The sequence below is a fragment of the Nocardioides sp. genome, assembly GCF_030019515.1.
Taxonomy (GTDB): Bacteria; Actinomycetota; Actinomycetes; order Propionibacteriales; family Nocardioidaceae; genus Nocardioides.
Window position 1 is genome coordinate 23,482 of record NZ_JASEEQ010000005.1, and the last position, 22,342, is coordinate 45,823.

Below are 22,342 nucleotides of genomic sequence, written 5' to 3' on the forward strand. Positions count from 1 at the left end.
ACAGCTGCGGTCAGGGCGACACGCCCGACCTCGGGGGTGAGCGACGAGGGTTGACCTTGCACCACCCGGACACGAGCAGAACACCGTGCGGACAGAGCGTCCGTACTGAGAGCGGAAAAGAAGGGGAACCACCCGGTGCCCACCATTCAGCAGTTGGTCCGCAAGGGCCGCCAGGACAAGGTGTCGAAGAACAAGACGCCTGCCCTCAAGGGTTCGCCCCAGCGACGCGGTGTGTGCACCCGCGTCTACACCACGACTCCGAAGAAGCCGAACTCCGCCCTCCGCAAGGTCGCCCGCGTGCGCCTGTCGAGCGGCGTCGAGGTCACGGCGTACATCCCGGGTGTCGGCCACAACCTGCAGGAGCACTCGATCGTGCTCGTCCGCGGCGGCCGCGTGAAGGACCTGCCCGGTGTCCGCTACAAGATCATCCGCGGCACGCTCGACACCCAGGGTGTGAAGAACCGTAAGCAGGCCCGCAGCCGCTACGGCGCCAAGAAGGAGAAGAGCTGATATGCCGCGCAAGGGTCCCGCTCCTAAGCGGCCGATCGACATCGACCCGGTCTACGGGTCGCAGCTGGTCTCCCAGCTCGTGTCGAAGGTGCTCCAGGACGGCAAGAAGCAGGTCGCGCAGCGCATCGTCTACACCGCGCTCGAGGGTTGCCGCGAGAAGACCGGCACCGACCCGGTCGTCACGCTGAAGCGTGCGCTCGACAACGTCAAGCCTGCGATCGAGGTCAAGTCCCGCCGCGTCGGCGGTGCGACCTACCAGGTCCCGATCGAGGTCAAGGGCACGCGCGGCACCACGCTCGCGCTGCGCTGGCTGGTCGGCTACGCGGCCGACCGTCGCGAGAAGAGCATGCACGAGCGCCTCATGAACGAGATCCTCGACGCCTCCAACGGCCTCGGTGCCGCGGTGAAGAAGCGCGAGGACACCCACAAGATGGCCGAGTCCAACAAGGCCTTCGCGCACTACCGCTGGTGATCGCGGGGAGGGGAGCACGGCGTACGCCGCCGCGCCTCCTCTCCCACGCCCCAGCACTACCTACGACTCTCAAGGATCGGACAGACAGTGGCTGTCGACATCACCACCGACCTCAACAAGGTCCGCAACATCGGCATCATGGCGCACATCGACGCCGGCAAGACCACCACCACCGAGCGCATCCTCTTCTACACCGGCATCACCTACAAGATCGGTGAGGTCCACGAGGGCGCGGCCACGATGGACTGGATGGAGCAGGAGCAGGAGCGCGGCATCACGATCACGTCCGCCGCGACGACCTGCTGGTGGAAGGACCACCAGATCAACATCATCGACACCCCCGGCCACGTGGACTTCACGGCCGAGGTCGAGCGCTCGCTGCGCGTCCTCGACGGCGCGGTCGCGGTGTTCGACGGCGTGGCCGGCGTCGAGCCGCAGACGATGACCGTGTGGCGCCAGGCCAACAAGTACGCCGTGCCCCGGATGTGCTTCGTGAACAAGCTGGACCGCACCGGCGCGGACTTCTTCCGCTGCGTCGACATGATGGTCGAGCGCCTCAACTCCACCCCGCTGGTCCTCCAGCTCCCGATCGGCGCCGAGTCCGAGTTCCTCGGGGTCATCGACCTGGTCGGGATGCGCGCGCTCACCTGGCGCGGCGAGACCACGATGGGTGAGGACTACACCGTCGAGGAGATCCCCGCCGACCTGGCCGAGCAGGCCGCCGAGTACCGCGAGAAGCTGCTCGAGACGCTCGCCGACGCCGACGACGCGATCATGGAGAAGTTCCTCGAGGAGGGCGACTTCACCGTCGAGGAGCTCGAGGCCGCGATCCGTCGCGCCACCCTGGCCGACAAGATCAACCCGGTCCTGTGCGGCACGGCGTTCAAGAACAAGGGCGTCCAGCCGCTGCTCGACGCGGTCGTGAAGTACCTGCCCTCGCCCCTCGACATCGGCGAGATCATCGGTCACTCCGTCAAGGACGAGAACGAGCAGGTCTCCCGCAAGCCGTCCGACTCCGAGCCGTTCTCGGGCCTGGCCTACAAGATCGCCTCGGACCCGCACCTCGGCAAGCTGATCTACGTCCGGGTCTACTCCGGCAAGCTCGAGGCCGGCTCGACCGTGGTCAACTCGGTCAACGGCCGCAAGGAGCGGATCGGCAAGGTCTACCAGATGCACGCCAACAAGCGTGAGGAGATCGCGTCGGTCGGTGCCGGCCAGATCGTCGCCGTGATGGGCCTGAAGGACACCAAGACCGGGCACACCCTCTCCGACCCGCAGCACCAGGTCGTGCTCGAGTCGATGACGTTCCCGGCGCCGGTGATCGAGGTCGCGATCGAGCCCAAGACCAAGAGCGACCAGGAGAAGCTGGGCATGGCGATCCAGCGCCTCTCCGACGAGGACCCGACGTTCACCGTCAAGGCCGACGAGGAGACGGGCCAGACGATCATCGCGGGCATGGGCGAGCTCCACCTCGAGATCCTGGTCGACCGGATGAAGCGCGAGTTCCGCGTGGAGGCCACCGTCGGCAAGCCGCAGGTCGCCTACCGCGAGACGCTCCGCAAGGAGGTCTCCAAGCACAGCTACACCCACAAGAAGCAGACCGGCGGCTCTGGCCAGTTCGCGAAGGTCGTCGTCTCGCTCGGCCCCAACATCGACCCCGAGACCGGCACCGGTGCCGGCTACGAGTTCGTGAACAACGTCTCCGGTGGTCGGGTCCCGAAGGAGTACATCCCCTCGGTCGACCAGGGCGGCCAGGACGCGATGGAGTTCGGCGTGCTCGCCGGCTACCCGATGGTCGACGTGAAGTTCACGCTCGAGGACGGCGCCTACCACGACGTCGACTCCTCCGAGCTCGCGTTCAAGATCGCCGGCAACCAGGCCTTCAAGGAGGCCGCCCGGCAGGCCAAGCCGGTGCTGCTCGAGCCGATGTTCGCGGTGGAGGTGACCACGCCGGAGACCTTCCTCGGCACGGTCATCGGCGACATCAACAGCCGACGCGGCCAGATCCAGGCACAGGAGGAGCGGCATGGTGACATGGTCATCAACGCCCTCGTGCCGCTCTCAGAGATGTTCGGGTACGTTGGCGACCTGAGGTCCAAGACCTCCGGCCAGGCTTCGTACTCGATGGAGTTCGACTCGTACGCCGAGGTTCCCACGAACATCGCCGACGAGATCATCAAGAAGGTGCGTGGCGAGTAGCCTCTGCGGCTGCAGTCCGGACCCTCGGCAGTACCACCAGCAAGTACGAGTCAAGTAACAACCCAACCAGGAGGAGCCCACAGTGGCTAAGGCGAAGTTCGAGCGGACCAAGCCGCACGTCAACATCGGCACCATCGGTCACATCGACCACGGCAAGACGACGCTCACCGCGGCGATCACCAAGGTGCTGCACGACAAGTACCCGGACCTGAACCCCTTCACGCCGTTCGACGAGATCGACAAGGCCCCTGAGGAGCGTCAGCGCGGCATCACGATCTCGATCGCGCACGTCGAGTACCAGACCGAGTCGCGCCACTACGCGCACGTCGACTGCCCGGGTCACGCGGACTACATCAAGAACATGATCACCGGTGCCGCGCAGATGGACGGCGCGATCCTCGTGGTCGCCGCCACCGACGGTCCGATGCCGCAGACCCGTGAGCACGTGCTGCTCGCCCGCCAGGTGGGCGTGCCCGCCCTGGTCGTCGCGCTGAACAAGTGCGACATGGTCGACGACGAGGAGCTCATCGAGCTCGTCGAGATGGAGGTGCGCGAGCTCCTCTCCGAGTACGAGTTCCCGGGCGACGACATCCCGGTCGTGCGCGTGGCGGCCTTCCCGGCCCTCAACGGCGACGCCAAGTGGGGCGAGTCGATCCTCGAGCTGATGGACGCGGTCGACGAGGCCATCCCCACCCCCGAGCGTGAGACGGACAAGCCGTTCCTCATGCCGGTCGAGGACGTCTTCACGATCACCGGTCGCGGCACGGTCATCACGGGCCGTATCGAGCGCGGGATCGTCAAGGTCGGCGAGGAGGTCGAGATCGTCGGCATCCGCGAGGCCTCGCAGAAGAGCACCGTCACCGGTGTCGAGATGTTCCGCAAGCTGCTCGACGAGGGCCAGGCCGGTGAGAACGTCGGTCTGCTGCTCCGTGGCACCAAGCGCGAGGACGTCGAGCGCGGCATGGTGGTCATCAAGCCGGGCACCACGACCCCGCACACCAACTTCGAGGCCTCGGTCTACATCCTCTCGAAGGAGGAGGGCGGCCGGCACACGCCGTTCTTCAACAACTACCGCCCGCAGTTCTACTTCCGGACCACGGACGTGACCGGCGTGGTGACCCTCCCCGAGGGCACCGAGATGGTCATGCCGGGCGACAACACCGAGATGGCCGTTGAGCTGATCCAGCCCATCGCCATGGACGAGGGTCTGCGCTTCGCGATCCGCGAGGGCGGCCGCACCGTCGGCGCCGGCCGGGTCACGAAGATCACGAAGTGATCGCCTGATCCAAACGAAGGGCCCCGAAAGCTGCGCAGCAGCTTTCGGGGCCCTTCGCTTTGGATCAGGCATGCTGCGTCGGTAGGAGCCGAGTCGGCGTTACTTGGCCGGGGGAGCGCAGCGGAGGAGGCACGTCACGCCGACTCGGCGAGACCGGTCCACGAGCCGGCGACCAAGGGACATCGCCCACGAGCCGGCGAGCGAAGCGAGACGGCGGCGGTGACCCCGTGCCCAACCACGAGCCGGCGAGCGCAGCGAGACGGCGGCAACGAGCCGTGCGCCAGCCCCCTGAGTGGGCAAGATGCGCCGACTCGGCGTCGTACGGCGGGCAAGATGCGCCGACTCGGCACCTATCCGAGCAGCGCGGCGACGGCCTCGGCGAACACCTCGGTGTGCCGGTCCACGTCGGCGGGCGTGTGTGCGGGGGAGAACAGCGCCATGTTGTGGAACGGCGTGAGCAGCACGCCCCGGTTGAGGCACCACAGGTGTAGGAACCCCTCGAGGTCCTCGTCGACCGCGGCCGCCGCGGCGGCCCCGTCGCGCGGCGGCGGGCAGAACCAGTACTCCGCGCGGCAGCCGAGCCGCTGCACGTGCCAGCGCAGACCGTGCTCGGCGATCACCCCGGCCACGCCGGCGGCGAAGCGCTCGGCGAGCGGGACGGCCACCGCGAAGTCCTCCTCCCGCAGGCAGGTCGACAGCGTGGCGCGGATCGCGGCCAGCGCCAGTGCGTTGCCGGTGAGGGTGCCCCCGACGCCGGCGACGTCGATCTCGTGGCCGAGCATCGGGCCGGTCAGGCGCTCGGCCACCTCGGCGCTCATGCCGTACGCCGCGCACGGCACCCCGCCGCCGATCGGCTTGCCGACCACGACCAGGTCGGGCTCGAGGCCCCAGGCGGCGGTCGCGCCGCCCGGTCCGGTGCACAGCGTGTGGGTCTCGTCGATCACGAGCAGCACGCCGTGTCGGCGGGTGATCTCGCGGACCGCCTCGAGGTAGCCGGGCTCGGGCAGCACGATCCCGATGTTGGTCAGCGCCGGCTCCATGAGCAGGCAGGCGACATCTCCCCGGGCGAGTCGCCGGTCGAGGGCCTCGGCGTCGTTGAAGGGCACCACGGCCGTCGTCTCCGCGACGTCGACCTGCGGCCCCAGGGCGCCTGGCCGCGGGAGGACGCGATCGCCGTCGAGCACCGCGAGGGCCTCGTCCACCGTGCCGTGGTAGCACCAGTCCATCACGGCGATCCGGGGCCGGCCGGTCAGGTGCCGGGCGAAGCGGAGCACGAACCGGTTGGCGTCGGTGGCCGACATGGCCAGCTGCCAGGTGGGCAGTCCGAAGCGGCGCGCGAGCTCCTCGCCGACCCACACCGCGTCCGCCGACGGGAGCATGGTGGTCAGCCCGTGCCGAGCGCGGGACGCGATCGCGTCGGCGACCTGCGGTAGGGCGTGGCCGGTCATCGCACCGGTGTCGCCGAGGCACAGGTCGACGTACTCCCGGCCATCGACGTCGACGAGGCGGGCGCCGGCTGCGGACTCGAAGAACAACGGGAAGCGCCCGGGCCAGCGGGTCATCCACGGCATCGGCACGCCGGCGAGCAGGGGCCCGCGGGCGCGCGCCGACAGCTCGGCGGAGCGGGGGTGACCGGCGACGAACCGCTCCTCCTCGGTGGCACGGAGCTCGGCGAGGTGGGCTCGGTTCAGCACGCCGCCAATCTAGGGCACCCGACGCGGGTCAGTGGGCTCCGACGGGCACGTTCGCGTGGGTCACCGGCCAGGTCACCCGGGTGTGGACCTGCTCGGGGTCGACCTCGGGGCCGGAGAGGTACTCCTCCCACATCGACTCCTGGTCGAGGACCAGGTGGTGACGAGCGGCGTAGTCCTGGAGCGTGTCGTAGCTCTCGGTGAGCCGCTCGTAGGGGCCGATGTGCACCGTGGAGATCACCCGACCGGCGGGCAGCCGGGTCAGCTCGACGGTCCCGTCGCCCTCGAACGCCTCGTCGACCACGAACCCGGCCGAGACGCGGAACCGGCCGTCGGCCTGCTTGGTGTAGTAGCCCACCGCCGGCCCGGCGATCGGCACGCCGATGCGGGCGAGGTACCGCGAGACGGTCCCGAAGGACGCGGCCATCAGCTCGCCGATGTCCTCGTGGTCCCACGGGAACGACGTGACCGCGATCCTGCGCCCGGCCTCGTGCACGTCCTCGATGGTGTGGTTCATGCCTACCTACCTCCGTCTGGTTCTCTCCCCTCCGACGCTAGAAAGCGCGGTTCGGCACGAGTAGGGCCGAAGGGCACAGGTGCCAGGGACGCCCGGCACGCCGTCCCGACCTGCGGCCCGGCGAGGTGCTGGGGGAGGGCTGGGGGAGGATGGCCCCATGCCCGACCACGCCCCCGACGGGGTGCGCCCCGCGCGCCCGCACCACAAGCTGATGGCGGACGGCCGGCGCATGCGGGAGGTGCTGACCTACTCCCGTCGGGGGGCCCGGTTCACCCCCCGCCAGCAGCAGGCCTGGAGCGCGTACGCCGAGCGCTGGTGGGTGCCCGACGAGGCCGTCGACGACCCGGGGTTCTCGCTGGCCGGCTGCTTCGCGCGCACCGCGCCGCTCATCGTCGAGATCGGCTCGGGCATCGGCGAGTCGACGGTCGCGCTGGCGGCCGCGCGGCCCGACCACGACGTGGTCGCCTTCGAGGTCTGGCGCCCCGGGGTCGCCGACACGCTGGGCCGGATCGGCGAGGCCGGGCTGTCGAACGTGCGGCTGCTCAGCGTGGACGCCGTGTGGTCGATGGAGCACCTGGTCGGGTCCGCCAGCCTGGCGGCGCTCTGGACCTTCTTCCCCGACCCGTGGCACAAGGTGAAGCACCACAAGCGGCGACTGGTGACCGCGTCCTTCGCCCGGCTCGCCGCGGACCGGCTCGCGCCGGGCGCCGAGTGGCGCCTGGCCACGGACTGGGCCGACTACGCCGGTCAGATGGTCGAGGTGCTCGACGCCGAGCCGTTGCTCGAGGGCGGGGTCGTCGAGCGGTGGGCCGAGCGCCCGGCGACCAGGTTCGAGCGCAAGGGGATCGCGGCCGGCCGCGCGATCACCGACCTCGCCTACCGCCGCCGCGAGGACTAGCGGTCGTACGCCGCACCACGAGCCGGGTCGGCAGCAGCACCTGCTCGGGCTCCCAGTCCCGACGGGCGAGCGCGCCGAGCACCTGCAGGGCCGCCACCCGGCCCTGCTCGTGGACCGGCTGCGCGACCGTGGTCAGGTCGAAGATCGCGGCCATCTCGTGGTCGTCGATGCCGATCACCGACAGGTCCTCGGGGACGGCGAGGCCGAGCTCACGGGCGGCACGGAGCACGCCGATGGCCATCTCGTCGGAGGCCGCGAAGACCGCGGTCGGGCGGTCCGGGCGCTGCAGCAGCTCGCGACCCGCGCGCATGCCGCCGCTGACCGTGAACTCGCCGTTGGCCTCCAGGGCCGGCTCGGTCGGCCGACCGGCCTCGAGGAGGGCGTCGCGGTAGCCGGCCAGTCGGGCCGCCGGCGCCGTGAAGTCCAAGACGCCCTCGGTCGCGCCGCCGACGTACCCGATCCGCTCGTGGCCGAGGTCGAGCAGGTGCCGCATGGCGGTCTGCGCAGCCAGGTGGTCGTCGATGCGGACCGTGGCCCAGCCGGGCAGGTCGGCACCCACGATGGTGACCGGGCGGCCGAGCTTCTCCAGCCGAGCCCGCTCGTCGGGGCTGGGCTTGAGGCTGAGCACGAGAACGGCGTCGACCCGCTTGGTGAGCAGGCTGGTCTCGAAGACCCGGTGCCGCGCCGACGGGTCGCCGGCGAGGTTGTAGAGGAGGAGGTCGTAGCCTCGCTCGCGGAGCACCTCCTCGGCCCCCTGCACGACCGCGGCGAAGAACCAGCGGGTCACGAACGGGACGATCACGGCCACGGTCCGGGTCTGCCCGGTGGCCAGCCCGGCCGCGCTCGGGGACGGCACGTAGCCCAGTCGCCGGGCGGTCTCCCGGACCCGGCTCCGGGTCTCCTCGGAGACCCCGGGCAGGCCGCGCAGGGCACGCGAGACGGTCGCGGTCGACATCTCGACCTCGCGGGCGACGTCCTTGATGCCGGTCACAGCGGGAGCGCTCCCACTCGCGCGGCCCAGGCACTACGGTGGAGCGCATGAGCCTGCACCTGCCGCACCGGAGCGCCCTCGCCTACGGCGCCGCGACCGCGTCGTACCAGATCGAGGGGGCGAGCACCGAGGACGGTCGCGGCGCCTCGATCTGGGACACCTTCGCGGCCCGGCCCGGCACCGTCCGGGACGGCTCGGACGGCTCGGTCGCCTGCGACTCCTACCACCGCTACGAGGAGGACGCCGACCTGGTCGCGGGCCTCGGCGTCGGGTGGTACCGCTTCTCGATCGCCTGGCCGCGGGTGCTGCCCGAGGGCACCGGCCGGGTCGAGGCCCGCGGGCTCGACTACTACGACCGCCTGGTCGACGCGCTGCTCGCGCGCGGCGTCTCCCCGACGGCCACGCTCTACCACTGGGACCTGCCGCAGGCCCTCGAGGACCGGGGCGGCTGGCTGGAGCGCTCGACCGCGGAGGCGTTCGCCGAGTACGCGATCGTCGTGCACGAGCGCCTCGGCGACCGGGTCGGCGTCTGGGCGACCCACAACGAGCCGTGGTGCGCGGCCTACCTCGGCTACGCCGCCGGCATCCACGCGCCCGGCCGGCGCGAGGGCGGCGCCGCGCACCGGGCGGCCCACCACCTGCTGCTGGGCCACGGCCTGGCCGCCGCCCACCTGCACGAGGCCGGCGTCAGCGACGTCGGCATCGCCCTCAACCTGGCGCCGTTCTGGCCCGAGTCGCCGGACGCGGTGGCCGCCACCGACGGCATCGACGCGATCCGCAACCGGGTCTGGCTCGGCCCGCTCGTCGACGGCGCGTACGACGCCGGGCTGCTCGTGGTCGCGCCCGAGCTGGCCGACCCCGCCGTGGTCCGCGACGGCGACCTCGAGCTGGTCCGCGGCTCGGCCGACTGGATCGGGATCAACTACTACACGCCGTTCCGCCCGACCCTCGCCGACCCCGCGCTCGAGACGCACCCGGAGGTCGACGCCTACCCCGGCGCCACCCCGGTGTCCTTCGTGGTCCGCGAGCCGCGCACCGACATCGGCTGGGAGGTCGAGGCCCGTGGCCTCGAGGAGCTGCTCGTCGACACGCACCGGCGCACCGGCCTGCCGCTGGTCGTCACCGAGAACGGTGCGGCGTACGCCGACGACACCCTCCAGGAGGGTGCCGCCGGCGTCATCGACGACCAGGACCGGATCGGCTACCTGCGCGACCACATCGCCGCGACCGAGCGGGCCCGGGCGGCCGGCGCGGACGTGCGGGCCTACATCGTGTGGACCCTGCTGGACAACTTCGAGTGGGCCGAGGGCTTCACCAAGACCTTCGGTGTCGTCCACGTCGACCCGAAGGACCAGACCCGGACCCCCAAGGCGTCGTACCACTGGCTGGCCGAGCACGTCGCCGGGGCCCGTTGACCACCTCATCGCGTGTCCGTCCTGACTGTGGTTCCTGGGCCTACCCCTTGACGCTGCCGGCCAGCAGGCCGCGGACAAAGTACCGCTGCAGCGACAGGAAGACGATGAGCGGGATGACCAGCGAGACGAACGCGCCGGCGGACAGCAGGAACCAGTCGTTGCCGCGGGTGCCGGACAGCTCGGCGAGCCGGACGGTGAGCGGCGAGATCTCCAGGCTGCCGCCGCCGAAGACCAGCGCGACGAGCAGGTCGTTCCAGACCCAGAGGAACTGGAAGATGCCGAACGCCGCGATGGCGGGTGCCATCAGGGGCAGCATGATCCGGGTGAAGATCTGCACGTGGGCGGCGCCGTCCACGCGCGCGGACTCGATCAGCTCCCCGGGGATCTGGCTCATGAAGTTGTGCAGCAGGTAGATCGCGAGCGGCAGCGCGAAGATCGAGTGCGACAGCCAGATCGTGTAGAAGCCGCCGCCGGGCGCGTCGGATCCGGCGAAGCCCTGGTTCACGTACAGCTTGAGCAGCGGGATCATCGTGACCTGGATCGGCACGATCTGCAGCGCGAAGATCGCCACGAACAGGAAGTCGCGGCCGGGGAACTTCATCCAGGCGAACGCGTAGGCCGCCATCACCGCGATGCTGATCGGGATCAGCACGGACGGGATGGTGATCACCATCGAGTTCACGAAGTACGTGCCCAGGTTGGTGTCGCTGCCGTTGAGGACCTGGTCGTAGTTGTCCAGCGTCCAGCCGCCGTTCCACAGCGCCGTCCACCAGCCGCTGGTGGTGATCGCGGACTCCGGCCGGAACGAGGTCACCAGCAGGCCGAAGGTCGGGATGGTCCACAGGACGGCGATGATGATCGCGGCGAGTGACGCCCAGGGCGAGCTGAGCGCTCGCTTGGCGGTGGCGGTCACGGGCTCCTGGGCGACCACGGCCTCGACGCCCTTCTGCTCAGGGATGGCGGTGCTCATCGGAGTCCCTGTCCGAGCGCGAGCGAAGCGAGCGGTTGCGTGGGGTGGTTCATCGTGCCTCCAGCTTGCGCATCTGACGGACGTTGTAGATGACGATCGGCATGACCAGGACGAAGATCAGCGTCGCGATCGCGGTGGCCAGGCCCTGGTTCGCGGAGACGAAGTACTCCCGGTAGAACTGGTAGGCCAGCACGCTGGTGTCGAAGTTGCCGCCGGTCATCGTCCGCACGATGTCGAAGGCCTTCAGCGTCGTGATGCTGATCGTGGTGAGTACGACGATCAGGGACGGGCGGATGCTCGGCACGGTGATGTAGCGGAACATCCGGAAGCCGCCCACGCCGTCGAGCCGGGCGGCCTCGACGATGTCGTCGGGGATGGCCTTGATCGAGGCCGAGAGGATCACCATCGCGAAGCCGGCCTGCACCCAGATCATCACGATGATCAGGAAGATCGTGTTCCACGGATCGTTGAGGATGAACTTGTAGGTGTCGAAGCCCAGCCCCTTGATCACGGCGTTCGCGATGCCGATCTGGGTCTGGCTCTTGTCGTGGTAGTCGTAGACGAAGCGCCAGATGATCGAGGCGCCGACCAGCGAGATCGCCATCGGCAGGAAGATCAGCGCCTTCGCGACCTTCTCGAAGCGGGACCGGTCCACGAGGACGGCGTACACCAGGCCGATGACCGTGGACAGGATCGGCACCAGGATCACCCAGGCCGCGGTGTTGCGCAGCACGATGAGCTGGTCGGAGTCGGTGAAGATGGTCTTGTAGTTGTCGAACCCGACGGCGGCGTCGCCGGAGCGGTCCAGGAACGACTGGTAGATCGTCGTGACGGCGGGGTACAGCAGGCCGACGCCGATCAGCGCGAGCGCCGGCAGCACGAACGCCGCCGACTGCACCAGCTCGCCCCGGCGGGACCGGAGCCGCTGGGTGAGCAGCAGGATGACCGCGACCACGGCGAAGAACACCGCGATCGCGATCACCATCTGGATGAACTTCTCACCTGTGGACATACAGGCACTCCCGATGGACTCGGGCCGGCGAGCGGCGGCTCGACGACCGGGCGGACGGTGAGGTGGTGGTGGAGACGTGCTGGGCCGCGACACCCGCCCCCGCGTGGGGTCAGGGTGTCGCGGCCTGGCGGATGGAGCCGAGAACGGTTCCTCCCCGCCGGTCAGCGACCGGCGGGGAGGAGCTCCGTCACGGCCAGGAGGACTCGATCTTGTCGAGCGCGTCCTGGGTGCTCTCGCCGGTGATCCAGTTGGTCATTTCCTTCCAGAACGAACCGGCACCGACCTCACCCGGCATCATGTCGGATCCGTCGAAGCGGAAGACCGCGTCGGGGTCCTGCAGGATCTCGCCGGAGAGCTTGTCGACCGGGCTCGCCAGGTTGGCGATGTCCAGGCCCTTGTTCGCGCTGACCCAGCCGCCGTTCGGGGTGGCCTTGGCCTTCTCGTTGGCCCACTGGTCGCTGGACAGGTAGGTCTGGAAGGCCTGGACCTCGATGGCGTCCGAGAACGCCGCGACGAACTCGCCGCCGCCGAGGACCGGGTTGCCGAACTCGTCACCCATGGCCGGCAGGTAGAACGCGAACACGTCGCCGTTCTCCGACACGTCGGTGCCCTCGGGCCAGTTCGCGGCGTAGAAGCTCGCCTGGCGGTGCAGGGCGCACTTGCCGTCGAGGATCGGCAGGCCGCCGTCCTGGAACGCGGTCGTGGCGATCGAGCTGACGTCACCGATGCCGCCGTTGACGTACTTGTCGTTCTTCAGGATCGCGCCGACGTTGTCGAGGCTCTCGACGACCGCGGGGTCGTTGAACGGGATCTCGTGGGCGACCCACTGGTCGTAGACGTCCGGGCCGACCGAGCGGAGCAGCACGTCCTCGAGCCAGTCGGTGGCCGGCCAGCCGGTCGCCTCACCGGACTCGATGCCCGCGCACCACGGCTTGATGCCGGTCGCCGCGATCGTGTCGGACAGGGCGAGCATGTCGTCCCACGTCGTGGGGATCTCCCAGCCGTTCTCGGAGAACATCTTGGGGGAGTACCACACGAAGGACTTCACGTTCGCGCCGAGGGGGGCCGCATACAGCTTGCCGTCCACGCTGCCGTAGGAGCGCCAGTCCTCACCGAACCACTTGTCGACGTTGGCCGAGACCGTGTCCGGCGCCTCGACGACCTTGCCGGTGCCGACCAGGGTCTGGAGCAGGCCCGGCTGCGGGACGTACGCGATGTCCGGCGGGTTGCCGGACTGGACGCGCACCTGCAGCTGGGTCTCGAACTCCTTCGAGCCCTCGTACTTGACGTCGGCGCCGGTGCAGTCCTCGAAGACCTTCCAGGAGTCGATGTGGGGCTTGTCCTCGGGCGCCACGATCGAGGTGTAGACCGTGACGTCCTTGCCGGTCAGGTCACCGAACTGCGTGAGCTGCTCGCACTCGGCCTTGCCCTCGCCCGGCGACTTGCCGCTGGCCTCGCCACTGCCGCCGTCGTCGCTCCCGCCACAACCGGCGAGAACGAGTCCTGCGCTCACGAGGGCGGCAGCGACTGCCATCCCCCGGCGCGTCTTGCGTGATCGCATGCGTGCTTTCCTCTCTGCGTTGTCAGCAGGTCCGTCCTGGGTCCGCGTGCCCGGAACCCGCTCCGTCGAACCTGATGCAAACGTTTACGCTCCGGTCCGTCAAGCATCCGCCGTAACGTTTCCGTAACACGCGGCGGCATTTGGTGGGAACGCTCCCAATGTGCGCATGCCGCGCAGGCGGTGGGGCGGGAGCGGGCCGGTCTCCATCGCTGCCGTCAACGTCGATGTCGCCGGTACGGACCATCGTGGGTGCGCCCCCGACCGCGCGGGAGGGGCCAAGGACAGCGGAACCTGTTGACCTTGGGCCCGCCCGCGGTCACGTTCCGTGACCGTCGCGCGGGGTCGCCGCGCGCGAGGGTCAGCGGCCGCGGGTGAGCCGCGCGCGCAGCTCGGCCTCGCGGGCCAGGCGGGCTGCGTCGCGGTCGCGCCGGGCGGCCACGACCGCGGCGAGGAACGCCTCCGGTGGGGTGCCCGGCGGGGGCGCAGGGGCGACGTACTCCTCGGCGGCGGCGGCGAGCCGGCCGCCGAGGACCGCCCGCGCGGCCGGGTCGATCTGCGGGAGCCGCGCCAGGAACTGGCGTACGGCGAGCGCCAGGCCGGTCGGCAACGCGGCGAGGTCGGCGCCGGCCGCCCACTCCGCCAGCTGCGGCGGCATCGGCGTCGGCGGGCCGAGCTGCAGCTTGACCCGCTCCCGCACCACGTAGGTGCCGGCGGCGAAGTCGCCGAGCCGCTTGCCCCGGGCGCTGAGCAGCGCGGCGAAGAACGCCGGGCCGCCCAGGAACGCATAGATCTCGACCACGCCGACCAGGGCCCGGACGAACGCGTGCTGGAAGGAGATCGGGCCTGCGTCGTCGCGCACCGTGCGCAGGCCGAGGGCCAGCTTGCCCAGGGAGCGACCGTGGCTCAGTGTCTCGAGCGCGGTGGGGAACCCCACGAACGACACGATGATGGCGGCCAGCATCGCGACCTGGAGCAAGGCCTCGTCGGCCTGCAACGCGGCGACCGCCAGGCCGAGGACCAGCACGCCGAGGAGGCCGGCGGTGACGACGACGTCGATCAGCCCCGAGACGATCCGCAGGCCGAGGCCCGCCGGCGGCAGGTCGAGCGCGACCGCCTCGCCGGTGACGAGGTCGTCGGTCGTGAGCGTCGCGAACTCGGGGGTCGCCATCGCCGCTCAGGCTACTCGGGGGCGGCTCCTCCTAGGCTTCTCGCCATGGACCTCGACGCGTACGTCGGCGCGCACGCGCCGGAGTGGCGCCGGCTCGAGCAGCTGACCCGCAAGCACCGGCTCACGGGCGCCGAGGCCGACGAGCTGGTCGAGCGCTACCAACGGGTGGCCACCCAGCTGTCCGTCGTACGCACCTCCGCGCCGGACCCCACCGTCGTCGCCCATCTCTCGGTGCTGCTCTCGCGAGCACGCAACCGGGCGACGGGCACCCGTACCGGCACGTGGCGCGGCGTCCGCACCTTCTTCACCGACCGGTTCCCGGCCGCGCTCTACCGGCTGCGGTGGTGGTGGCTCGGGACGCTGGCGGCCAACGTCGCGGTGACCGCCCTGATGATGCTGTGGCTGCTCGACCACCCCGCCGTCGAGCAGAGCCTGCTCTCGCCCGAGCAGGTCGACCAGCTGGTCGCCCACGACTTCGAGGACTACTACAGCGAGTACGCCGCGAGCCACTTCGCCGCCCAGGTCTGGATCAACAACGCGTGGGTCGCCGCGCTGTGCCTGGCGCTGGGGGTGCTCGGCGTCCCCGTCGTCTACCTGCTGTTCCAGAACATCGCGAACCTCGCGATCATCGGCTCGGTCATGATCCGCCACGACCACGGCGCCCACTTCTGGGGGCTGATCCTCCCGCACGGCCTGCTCGAGCTGACCGCGGTGTTCGTCGCGGGCGGCGTCGGGCTGCGGCTGTTCTGGTCCTGGGTCGAGCCCGGTCCGCTGACCCGCACCCAGGCGCTGGCCCGGGAGGGCCGTACCGCCGGCACGGTCGCCCTCGGCCTGGTCGCCGTGCTGCTCGTCAGCGGCCTGATCGAGGCGTTCGTGACCCCCTCCGGCCTGCCCACCTGGGCCCGGGTCGGCATCGGCGTCCTCGCGGAGGCCGTGTTCCTCGCCTACGTGTTCGTGCTGGGTCGCGACGCCGTGCGCCGTGGCCACACCGGCGACCTCGATGCCGCACTCCTCGAGGATCGGGTCGCCAGCCAGGCGTGAGGGTTCGGCTGCCGGCAGCCGAAACCCGCACGCAACGGGCGCCCCTCAGAGCAGCCCGCGCGCCTTGAGAGCCAGGTAGTGGTCGGCCAGCGCGGGCGGCAGCTGCTCGGCGTCGGCATCGATCACGTCCACGCCGAGCGTGCGGAGCAGGCCGGCGGTGTGCCGGCGCCGGCCGAGGACCTGCTCGGCCGCGGCGGCGTCGTACACCTCGTCGAGGGTGCCGCGCGCGGCGGCGAGCCGCTCGAGGGCGGGGTCGCGGACCGAGGCGAGCACCACCCGGTGGTGCTTGGTGAGCGCGGGCAGCGCCGGCAGCAGGCCCTCCTCGACCGCCGCGGGCTCGAGCGGGGTCAGCAGCACCACCAGGGCGCGCTGGCGGCCCAGCGCGGTGACCGCGCCCGCGAGCGCGTCCCAGTCGGCCTCGGCGATGACCGGCTCGAGGTCGGCCATGGCGTCCTGGAGCCGCGCGGCCAGGTCGCGGGCACCGGCGGAGCGCAGCCGGGCGCGCACCCGGCGGTCGCCGGCCACGAAGTCCACGCGGTCGCCCGCCCGCGCGGCCAGCGCCGCGAGCAGCAGCGCCGCGTCCATCGCGGAGTCGAGGCGGGGCACGTCGCCGACCCGTCCCGCCGAGGTCCGCGAGGTGTCGAGGACGAGCACCACCCGCCGGTCGCGCTCGGGCTGCCAGGTGCGGACCACGACGGTGCGGTTGCGGGCGCTCGCGCGCCAGTCGATGGACCGTACGTCGTCCCCGCGCACGTACTCGCGCAGCGAGTCGAACTCGGTGCCGGCCCCGCGCACCCGGACCGCGGCGCGACCGTCCAGCTCCCGCAGCCGGGCCAGCCTGCTCGGCAGGTGCTTGCGGGAGTCGAACGGCGGCAGCGAGCGGACCGTCCCGCCGACGACCCGGGTGCGCTGGCGCGCGGCCAGGCCCAGCGGGCCCCGCAGCCGCACGGTCACGCCGACGGCGCGCAGGTCGCCCCGCCGACCGGGCAGCAGGGCGGTGTGCAGCACCGCCCGATCCGCCGCGCCGAGGGCCAGCCGGTGCCGGTTGCCGGCCGCGCCGGCCGACGGCTGCCACGCATCGCGCAGGGTGCCGCGCACCCGGCGCCGTGACCCGTTGCTCGCGACCAGCCGCGTCTCCGTGGGCTCACCCAGTCGCACGGTCGGCACCGGCGGGCGCTCGAGCGAGAGCCGCTCGGGCGAGGGGGCCAGCAGCACGTCGGCCGCCACGAGCAGCCCGACGGCGAGCACCCACAGCCAGACCGTGCCCATCCCGGGACGCAGCAGCACCGCCACCACCCCGAGGAGCAGCAGCAGCGGGACCCGGCCGGAGATCGCCATCAGCGCACCATCAGCGCGGGACCGGCACCGACCCGAGGGCGGACGCGAGCACCTGACCGACGTCCACACCCTCGAGCTCGGCCTCGGGTCGCAGCCCGAGCCGGTGCACGAGCGTCGCGTGGGCGAGCGCCTTGACGTCGTCGGGCGTCACGAAGTCCCGACCCGTCAGCCAGGCCCAGGCCCGGGCGGCGTGCAGCAGCGCGGTCGCACCCCGCGGGCTCACCCCCAGGCTCAGCGACGGCGACACCCGGGTCGCGCGGGCGATGTCGACGACGTAGCCCGCGACCTCCGGGCTGACCTGCACCCGCCCGACCGCCGCCCGGCCGGCGGCGATGTCGTCGGCTCCGGCGACCGCTCGGACGCCGGCCGCCGCGACGTCGCGCGGGTCGAAGCCGGCCGCGTGCCGGCTCACGATCTCCAGCTCCGCCTCCCGCTCGGGGATCGGCAGGACGACCTTGAGCAGGAACCGGTCGAGCTGCGCCTCGGGGAGCGGGTAGGTGCCCTCGTACTCGACCGGGTTCTGGGTCGCGGCGACGAGGAACGGCCGGGGCAGCGGCCGCGAGACGCCGTCCACCGACACCTGGCCCTCCTCCATCGCCTCGAGCAGCGCGGACTGCGTCTTCGGTGGGGTCCGGTTGATCTCGTCGGCCAGCAGCAGGTTGGTGAAGACCGGTCCCTCGCGGAACGTCAGCTCGCCGCGGGTGCCGTCGATGACCATCGAGCCGGTGATGTCGCCGGGCATCAGGTCGGGGGTGAACTGCACCCGCCGCGCGTCCACGGAGAGCGCCGCCGCGAGCGTGCGCACCAGCAGCGTCTTCGCGACGCCGGGCACGCCCTCCATCAGCACGTGCCCGCCGCACAGCAGCGCGACCAGCAGCCCGGACACCGCGGCGTCCTGGCCGACGACGGCCTTCGCGACCTCGGTGCGTACGGCGGCCAGCCGGTCGCGGGCCTCCCGGTCGGCGGCATCGGAGTGGGCGGTCTCGGTCATGGACGGCGTACCTCTCTGTCGAGCTCGGCCAGGCGATCGGCCAGGGCGATCAGGTCGTGGTCGGTGGTGGGCGGCGACGCGCTCGGGTCGAGCAGCCACGCGACCTCGTCGCGGCTCCGGCCGGTGTGGCGCGCCACGTCGTCGACCAGGGTGGGGGCGGCGGCGCTCGCGCCGAGACCGAGCCGGTCCGCGGCGTGCGCCCGGGCGGCCGAGCGCAGCACGTCGGCCGCGTGCCCGCGGTCCCCGGCCCGGCGGTAGAGCCGGCCGCGGCTGCGGGTGGTCTCGATGGCCCTGACCACCACGGGCAGCGGCTCGGTCGCCAGCGGGCCGAGTCGCCGGACCCGCCACAGCAGCAGGGCCAGCGCGCTGAGGGCGAACACCCAGAGCACCGGGCGCACCCAGCGCGGCAACAGGGTCGCCAGGCTGACCCCGTCGTCCGCGACCAGGTCGTCGAGCGAGGGCAGGTACCAGACCAGACGGTCCCGCTGGCCGAGCAGGCGCAGCGCGACGGCGGCGTCGTCGGCCCGCAGCACCTGACCGTTGCTGAGCAGCTCGCCGGCGCCGAGCAGCACCAGGCCGGGCCGGGGCTCGGCCAGGAGCGCCCCGTGCTCGCCGCGGAAGCAGCCGCCCCGGACCGGGTACTCGACGGCGTCGTCGACCTGCACCGAGAGCCCGGCGTACGCCGGGTCCGGGCAGTCCGCCGCCCGCGGCTCGTCGAGCGCGACCTGGTAGGGCAGGCGGTCGACCCCGAGGGCCGCGGTGGTGCCCGGTCCGGGCTCGGCCAGCACGAGTCGGGCACCCGCGGTGTGCTCGACGAGCCGGGCGATCGTGCTCTCCCCGAGCAGCTCGGTCGAGGTCACCAGCACGGTCGCGCCGGCCACGTCGGTCTCCTCGAGCGCGTCGGCCCCGCGCGCCACCGTCACGTCCACGCCCTGGTCGGCGAGCACCCGCGCGAGCGCCCGGGCGCCGCCGGGGTCGGGGTTGTCCGGGTCGAGGGCCACACCGCGCCGGGCCCCGGCGTCCCCGAGCAGGAGGACCACGACCACCGCGAGCGTCAGTCCCGCGAGGACGAGCAGCGTGGAGCGCTGCCGGAGCAGCCGTCGGCCGGTCATGCGCGGCCGGCCAGCACGTCGTCGAGGTCCAGCACGCCCCGGGCCTGGTCGGGGGAGGCCGGTCGGTCGCCGTACCGGACCCCGTCGAAGAGCGCGGCGGTGCCGTCGACCCGCGGTCGTTGGTCGGGGTGGGCGGCACCGACGGCGGCCGCGACCTCGTGGGCGGTGGCACCGGGCCGGTCGTCCAGCAGGCCGCGCTCGACCTGCCGGACCGCGAGCGCGCGGAAGGCGTCCACGACGGCGTCCTCGGCACGACCCTCCGCGAGCGCTCGCTCGGCACGGGCCCGCAGGTCCGCCGCGGTCAGCACGGGCCCCGCCGGAAGCACCGCCCGCTCCCGGGCGGACCGGGCGGTACGGCGCGCCCGGGAGAGCAGCCAGCCGAGTCCGAGCGCGAGCAGCAGGAACGCGACCATCGCCGCGAACGTCGACAGCGGCGGGGTGCCCGACGCGGCGTCCAGCGCGCCGCTCACGAGCCGGTCGATCCAGTCCAGCACCTGCCGCAGCACGTCGCGCTCGTGGTACTCCGGGCGGACCAGCTCGCGGCGCAGCAGCGAGCTCGCCTCGTCGGGGGACGGATCGAGCGGCGGCTCGGCCAGGAACGCGAGCAGCGGGCCGGTCACGACGCGGTGATCCCGGCCCGGGTCATCAGCTCGACGTCGTAGGCCTCCTTGCGGATCCGCTGGTCGAGGTACTGCACGCTGGTGACCGCGGAGGTGAACGGGGTGACGAACGCCGTCTGGATGACCGTGGCGATCGCGCTCAGCACGACCAGGACGAGTACGGCGTAGCGCGACTCGGCCATCGCGAACGGCAGCAGCTGGGCGGCGATCGTGAACGGCGCCGACAGCATGCTCCCGGCGATCGCCCCGACCACCACGGTCAGCAGCGCGATCCCGAAGGTCCGCCAGAACTGCCGCCGGGTCAGCCGGAAGCCGCGTCCGATCGCGGCGAGCACGCCGGTCCGCTCGATCATCAGGGCCGGCACCGGCAGGTAGTAGACGCGGATCCAGAACCAGCAGGCGAACGCGAGGAATGCCGGGACGCTGAGCACGCCGAACACGACGATCGCCCAGGTCGGCAGCAGCACGACCACCAGGATCCAGAGCACGCCGTAGCCGAGCAGCAGCCCGGTCAGCATCAGGCCGAGCAGCAGCGTCAGCCCGACGAGTCGCCAGCGCGAGCCGCGGGTCGCGGCCCAGGCCTCGCCGAGCGTGAGCCGGCGTCCGATCGCCGCGGCCGCGGTCACGTGGGCGATCATGCCGGTGACCAGGATCGACCCGACGGACTGGAGCGCGGTGCCGAGGAACAGCGAGCCGATCGAGCCGGCGTAGCCGACGATCTCCGCGGTCGACAGGTCCTCGCCGGACTGGGCGGCGGAGAGGTCCGCGAGCAGCGTGAGCAGCGCCGTGACCAGGACCGGGACCGCCATCGCGACCGCGGCCACGAGCACGGCGGAGCCGACCGTGGCCCTCGGGTTGAAGCGGATGATCCGGAACGCCGCGTCGTACATGTCGCCGAGCGCGAGCGGACGCAGCGGCATCGCGCCCGGCTTGTGCGCGGCGCCGAGGATGCCCGGCGCGGGGCCCGGCCCCGGAGCGCCCGGGGGCGGCTGGGCCCAGCCGGGCGGCGGCGCCCAACCGGGCGGTGGCGCCGGGGCGGGCGGTGGCTGCCACCCGGGCGGGGGAGGGCTGAGGGGTCGGGAAGGACTGGGGGGCGGTCCGCCCGGGGGAGGGTAGTGATCGCCCGACACGCGGCCATCCTCCCAGGTCCCGGCCGCCGCGCCGAGGGGCGGACCAGGGCGATTCCCGGACCGGGTGCCACGCCCGATCGGCCGGTTCGGCAGCCGATTTTGGCCTGACGCCCGATGTCTGCCAAGATAGTCCGGTTGCTTCGGCGGGTTGCCGGGGTGCGTCACACATCTTGACCACTGAATCGCGTCTCCATGAGGGGTCAGTGGTCCGGCGTGCGGCCGCACCGACCCAGGAGACCCGATCCGCTCGACGAACCGTCGGGCACCACCAACACAGCAGGCGAGATCAACCGGTCTCGTGTTGCGCCTCACAGGTGCGACACGCCCGACCGCGGGGGTCGGAGCTGCCAGGCGGAGAAGCACGGGCGGGGACGACTCAAGCCGGAGGAAGCCCCGGGACTGCACGCGGTACCGAATCGAGAAGGACGAGAGAGACCTATGGCGGGACAGAAGATCCGCATCAGGCTCAAGGCCTATGACCACGAGGTGATCGACACCTCGGCGCGCAAGATCGTGGACACGGTCACCCGCACGGGTGCCAAGGTCGCCGGCCCGGTGCCGCTGCCGACCGAGAAGAACGTGTACTGCGTCATCCGCTCGCCCCACAAGTACAAGGACTCCCGCGAGCACTTCGAGATGCGCACCCACAAGCGCCTCATCGACATCATCGACCCCACGCCGAAGACCGTCGACTCGCTCATGCGCCTCGACCTGCCTGCCGGCGTCGACATCGAGATCAAGCTCTGAGGTTCCTGAGATGACAATCGAGCGCAACGTGAAGGGCCTGCTGGGCACCAAGCTCGGCATGACCCAGGTCTGGGACGAGAACAACCGCGTCGTCCCCGTCACCGTGATCGCCGCGGGCACCAACGTGGTCACCCAGGTGCGGACCCCCGCGACCGACGGCTACAACGCCGTGCAGGTCGGGTTCGGGGAGATCGACGGCCGCAAGGTGACCAAGCCGCAGGCCGGCCACTTCGGCAAGGCGGGCACCACCCCGCGCCGCCACCTGGTCGAGATCCGCACCGCTCTCGCGGCCGACTACACCGTCGGCCAGGAGCTCGCCGTCGACACCTTCGCCGCGGGCGAGGAGATCGACGTGACCGGCACCAGCAAGGGCAAGGGCTTCGCCGGCGTCATGAAGCGGCACGGCTTCGCCGGCGTCTCCGCCTCGCACGGTGCCCACCGCAACCACCGCAAGCCGGGTTCGATCGGCGCGTGCGCCACGCCCGGCCGCGTGTTCAAGGGCGTCCGGATGGCCGGTCGGATGGGTACCGACACGGTCACCACCCAGAACGTCACCGTGCACGCCGTCGACACCGAGAAGGGCCTGATCCTCCTCAAGGGCGCCGTTCCCGGCCCCCGGGGCGGCCTCGTGGTCCTCCGCTCGGCCGCGAAGAGCACTCTCACTGCTGGCAAGGAGGTCTGAT

General features: G+C 71.7%; 21 protein-coding genes. 9 read left to right on the top strand and 12 right to left on the bottom strand.

Annotated elements, in window-relative coordinates; translation table 11 throughout:
* Positions 1-135 precede the first annotated feature (135 nt).
* The 4 genes from rpsL to tuf all read left to right on the top strand — a co-directional run bounded on the left by rpsL (position 136) and on the right by tuf (position 4,457).
* Positions 136-510, top strand: coding sequence for a 30S ribosomal protein S12 (rpsL, locus tag QMC84_RS08575; RefSeq protein ID WP_011757353.1), 375 nt, complete (start codon positions 136-138; stop codon positions 508-510).
* Position 511: 1 nt separating this feature from the next.
* Entirely contained in the window at positions 512-982 is a 471-nt protein-coding gene (rpsG, locus tag QMC84_RS08580; RefSeq protein WP_300373866.1) for a 30S ribosomal protein S7, read from the top strand.
* 87 nt (positions 983-1,069) lie between these two features.
* Entirely contained in the window at positions 1,070-3,181 is a 2,112-nt protein-coding gene (fusA, locus tag QMC84_RS08585) for an elongation factor G (RefSeq protein ID WP_300373868.1), read from the top strand.
* An 82-nt stretch (positions 3,182-3,263) separates the two neighbouring features.
* Positions 3,264-4,457, top strand: a complete 1,194-nt coding sequence (gene tuf / locus QMC84_RS08590) for an elongation factor Tu (protein WP_300373870.1) — start codon at positions 3,264-3,266, stop codon at positions 4,455-4,457.
* A gap of 350 nt (positions 4,458-4,807) precedes the next feature.
* Here tuf and QMC84_RS08595 read toward each other — a convergent pair whose 3' ends face one another.
* Positions 4,808-6,151 (bottom strand): aspartate aminotransferase family protein, encoded by a 1,344-nt coding sequence (locus QMC84_RS08595; protein ID WP_300373872.1) that lies wholly within the window; start codon positions 6,149-6,151, stop codon positions 4,808-4,810.
* A gap of 28 nt (positions 6,152-6,179) precedes the next feature.
* Entirely contained in the window at positions 6,180-6,665 is a 486-nt protein-coding gene (locus QMC84_RS08600; protein WP_300373874.1) for a GyrI-like domain-containing protein, read from the bottom strand.
* A gap of 157 nt (positions 6,666-6,822) precedes the next feature.
* Between QMC84_RS08600 and QMC84_RS08605 the strand changes: the two genes are divergently transcribed.
* On the top strand, positions 6,823-7,563 hold the full coding sequence (locus tag QMC84_RS08605) for a tRNA (guanine(46)-N(7))-methyltransferase TrmB (protein ID WP_300373876.1): 741 nt from the start codon (positions 6,823-6,825) through the stop codon (positions 7,561-7,563).
* Here QMC84_RS08605 and QMC84_RS08610 read toward each other — a convergent pair.
* Positions 7,529-8,554 (bottom strand): LacI family DNA-binding transcriptional regulator, encoded by a 1,026-nt coding sequence (locus QMC84_RS08610; protein WP_300373878.1) that lies wholly within the window; start codon positions 8,552-8,554, stop codon positions 7,529-7,531. The two genes, QMC84_RS08605 and QMC84_RS08610, sit on opposite strands and share 35 nt — an antisense overlap.
* 47 nt (positions 8,555-8,601) lie before the next feature.
* On the opposite strand from QMC84_RS08610, the gene QMC84_RS08615 reads away from it, so the two are divergent.
* Positions 8,602-9,969 (top strand): GH1 family beta-glucosidase, encoded by a 1,368-nt coding sequence (locus tag QMC84_RS08615; protein WP_300373880.1) that lies wholly within the window; start codon positions 8,602-8,604, stop codon positions 9,967-9,969.
* Between the two features lie 40 nt (positions 9,970-10,009).
* Here QMC84_RS08615 and QMC84_RS08620 read toward each other — a convergent pair whose 3' ends face one another.
* The 4 genes from QMC84_RS08620 to QMC84_RS08635 all read right to left on the bottom strand — a co-directional run bounded on the left by QMC84_RS08620 (position 10,010) and on the right by QMC84_RS08635 (position 14,680).
* The gene (locus QMC84_RS08620) at positions 10,010-10,939 is read right to left on the bottom strand and encodes a carbohydrate ABC transporter permease (RefSeq protein WP_300373882.1); all 930 of its coding nucleotides are present in this window, start codon (positions 10,937-10,939) and stop codon (positions 10,010-10,012) included.
* 49 nt (positions 10,940-10,988) lie between these two features.
* Complete coding sequence (locus tag QMC84_RS08625) at positions 10,989-11,951, bottom strand: sugar ABC transporter permease (protein ID WP_300373884.1); 963 nt, start codon at positions 11,949-11,951, stop codon at positions 10,989-10,991.
* 187 nt (positions 11,952-12,138) lie between these two features.
* Positions 12,139-13,512: an ABC transporter substrate-binding protein gene (locus QMC84_RS08630; RefSeq protein WP_300373886.1), complete on the bottom strand. Its 1,374-nt coding sequence runs from the start codon at positions 13,510-13,512 to the stop codon at positions 12,139-12,141.
* A gap of 358 nt (positions 13,513-13,870) precedes the next feature.
* Positions 13,871-14,680, bottom strand: a complete 810-nt coding sequence (locus QMC84_RS08635) for an RDD family protein (RefSeq protein WP_300373888.1) — start codon at positions 14,678-14,680, stop codon at positions 13,871-13,873.
* 45 nt (positions 14,681-14,725) lie between these two features.
* Between QMC84_RS08635 and QMC84_RS08640 the strand changes: the two genes are divergently transcribed.
* Complete coding sequence (locus QMC84_RS08640; protein ID WP_300373890.1) at positions 14,726-15,721, top strand: stage II sporulation protein M; 996 nt, start codon at positions 14,726-14,728, stop codon at positions 15,719-15,721.
* Between the two features lie 45 nt (positions 15,722-15,766).
* Here QMC84_RS08640 and QMC84_RS08645 read toward each other — a convergent pair whose 3' ends face one another.
* The 5 genes from QMC84_RS08645 to QMC84_RS08665 are packed head-to-tail and all read right to left on the bottom strand — an operon-like array spanning position 15,767 to position 20,702.
* Positions 15,767-17,059, bottom strand: coding sequence for a DUF58 domain-containing protein (locus QMC84_RS08645; protein ID WP_300373892.1), 1,293 nt, complete (start codon positions 17,057-17,059; stop codon positions 15,767-15,769).
* Between the two features lie 10 nt (positions 17,060-17,069).
* Positions 17,070-18,050 carry a MoxR family ATPase gene (locus tag QMC84_RS08650; RefSeq protein WP_300373894.1) on the bottom strand — a complete coding sequence of 327 codons (981 nt, stop codon included), beginning with the start codon at positions 18,048-18,050 and terminating at the stop codon, positions 17,070-17,072.
* On the bottom strand, positions 18,047-19,162 hold the full coding sequence (locus QMC84_RS08655) for a DUF4350 domain-containing protein (protein ID WP_300373896.1): 1,116 nt from the start codon (positions 19,160-19,162) through the stop codon (positions 18,047-18,049). Before QMC84_RS08655 ends, QMC84_RS08650 begins: the two co-directional genes overlap by 4 nt.
* Positions 19,159-19,782: a DUF4129 domain-containing protein gene (locus QMC84_RS08660; protein ID WP_300373898.1), complete on the bottom strand. Its 624-nt coding sequence runs from the start codon at positions 19,780-19,782 to the stop codon at positions 19,159-19,161. Before QMC84_RS08660 ends, QMC84_RS08655 begins: the two co-directional genes overlap by 4 nt.
* Positions 19,779-20,702 carry a hypothetical protein gene (locus QMC84_RS08665; RefSeq protein ID WP_300373900.1) on the bottom strand — a complete coding sequence of 308 codons (924 nt, stop codon included), beginning with the start codon at positions 20,700-20,702 and terminating at the stop codon, positions 19,779-19,781. The genes QMC84_RS08660 and QMC84_RS08665 overlap by 4 nt, the downstream gene beginning before the upstream one ends.
* Before the next feature lie 648 nt (positions 20,703-21,350).
* Between QMC84_RS08665 and rpsJ the strand changes: the two genes are divergently transcribed.
* The gene (rpsJ, locus tag QMC84_RS08670; protein WP_008360994.1) at positions 21,351-21,659 is read left to right on the top strand and encodes a 30S ribosomal protein S10; all 309 of its coding nucleotides are present in this window, start codon (positions 21,351-21,353) and stop codon (positions 21,657-21,659) included.
* 10 nt (positions 21,660-21,669) lie between these two features.
* Complete coding sequence (gene rplC, locus QMC84_RS08675) at positions 21,670-22,341, top strand: 50S ribosomal protein L3 (RefSeq protein WP_300373902.1); 672 nt, start codon at positions 21,670-21,672, stop codon at positions 22,339-22,341.
* Position 22,342: the final 1 nt, after the last annotated feature.

What these genes read in the sequence shown, in the direction of transcription:
- rpsG (WP_300373866.1), top strand. Translation starts at nt 512, where the DNA reads ATGCCGCGCAAGGGTCCCGCTCCTAAGCGGCCGATCGACATCGACCCG.
- QMC84_RS08600 (WP_300373874.1), bottom strand. Translation starts at nt 6,665, where the DNA reads ATGAACCACACCATCGAGGACGTGCACGAGGCCGGGCGCAGGATCGCG.
- QMC84_RS08605 (WP_300373876.1), top strand. Translation starts at nt 6,823, where the DNA reads ATGCCCGACCACGCCCCCGACGGGGTGCGCCCCGCGCGCCCGCACCAC.
- QMC84_RS08615 (WP_300373880.1), top strand. Translation starts at nt 8,602, where the DNA reads ATGAGCCTGCACCTGCCGCACCGGAGCGCCCTCGCCTACGGCGCCGCG.
- QMC84_RS08620 (WP_300373882.1), bottom strand. Translation starts at nt 10,939, where the DNA reads ATGAGCACCGCCATCCCTGAGCAGAAGGGCGTCGAGGCCGTGGTCGCC.
- QMC84_RS08625 (WP_300373884.1), bottom strand. Translation starts at nt 11,951, where the DNA reads ATGTCCACAGGTGAGAAGTTCATCCAGATGGTGATCGCGATCGCGGTG.
- QMC84_RS08630 (WP_300373886.1), bottom strand. Translation starts at nt 13,512, where the DNA reads ATGCGATCACGCAAGACGCGCCGGGGGATGGCAGTCGCTGCCGCCCTC.
- QMC84_RS08635 (WP_300373888.1), bottom strand. Translation starts at nt 14,680, where the DNA reads ATGGCGACCCCCGAGTTCGCGACGCTCACGACCGACGACCTCGTCACC.
- QMC84_RS08640 (WP_300373890.1), top strand. Translation starts at nt 14,726, where the DNA reads ATGGACCTCGACGCGTACGTCGGCGCGCACGCGCCGGAGTGGCGCCGG.
- QMC84_RS08645 (WP_300373892.1), bottom strand. Translation starts at nt 17,059, where the DNA reads ATGGCGATCTCCGGCCGGGTCCCGCTGCTGCTGCTCCTCGGGGTGGTG.
- QMC84_RS08650 (WP_300373894.1), bottom strand. Translation starts at nt 18,050, where the DNA reads ATGACCGAGACCGCCCACTCCGATGCCGCCGACCGGGAGGCCCGCGAC.
- QMC84_RS08655 (WP_300373896.1), bottom strand. Translation starts at nt 19,162, where the DNA reads ATGACCGGCCGACGGCTGCTCCGGCAGCGCTCCACGCTGCTCGTCCTC.
- QMC84_RS08665 (WP_300373900.1), bottom strand. Translation starts at nt 20,702, where the DNA reads ATGCCGCTGCGTCCGCTCGCGCTCGGCGACATGTACGACGCGGCGTTC.
- rpsJ (WP_008360994.1), top strand. Translation starts at nt 21,351, where the DNA reads ATGGCGGGACAGAAGATCCGCATCAGGCTCAAGGCCTATGACCACGAG.
- rplC (WP_300373902.1), top strand. Translation starts at nt 21,670, where the DNA reads ATGACAATCGAGCGCAACGTGAAGGGCCTGCTGGGCACCAAGCTCGGC.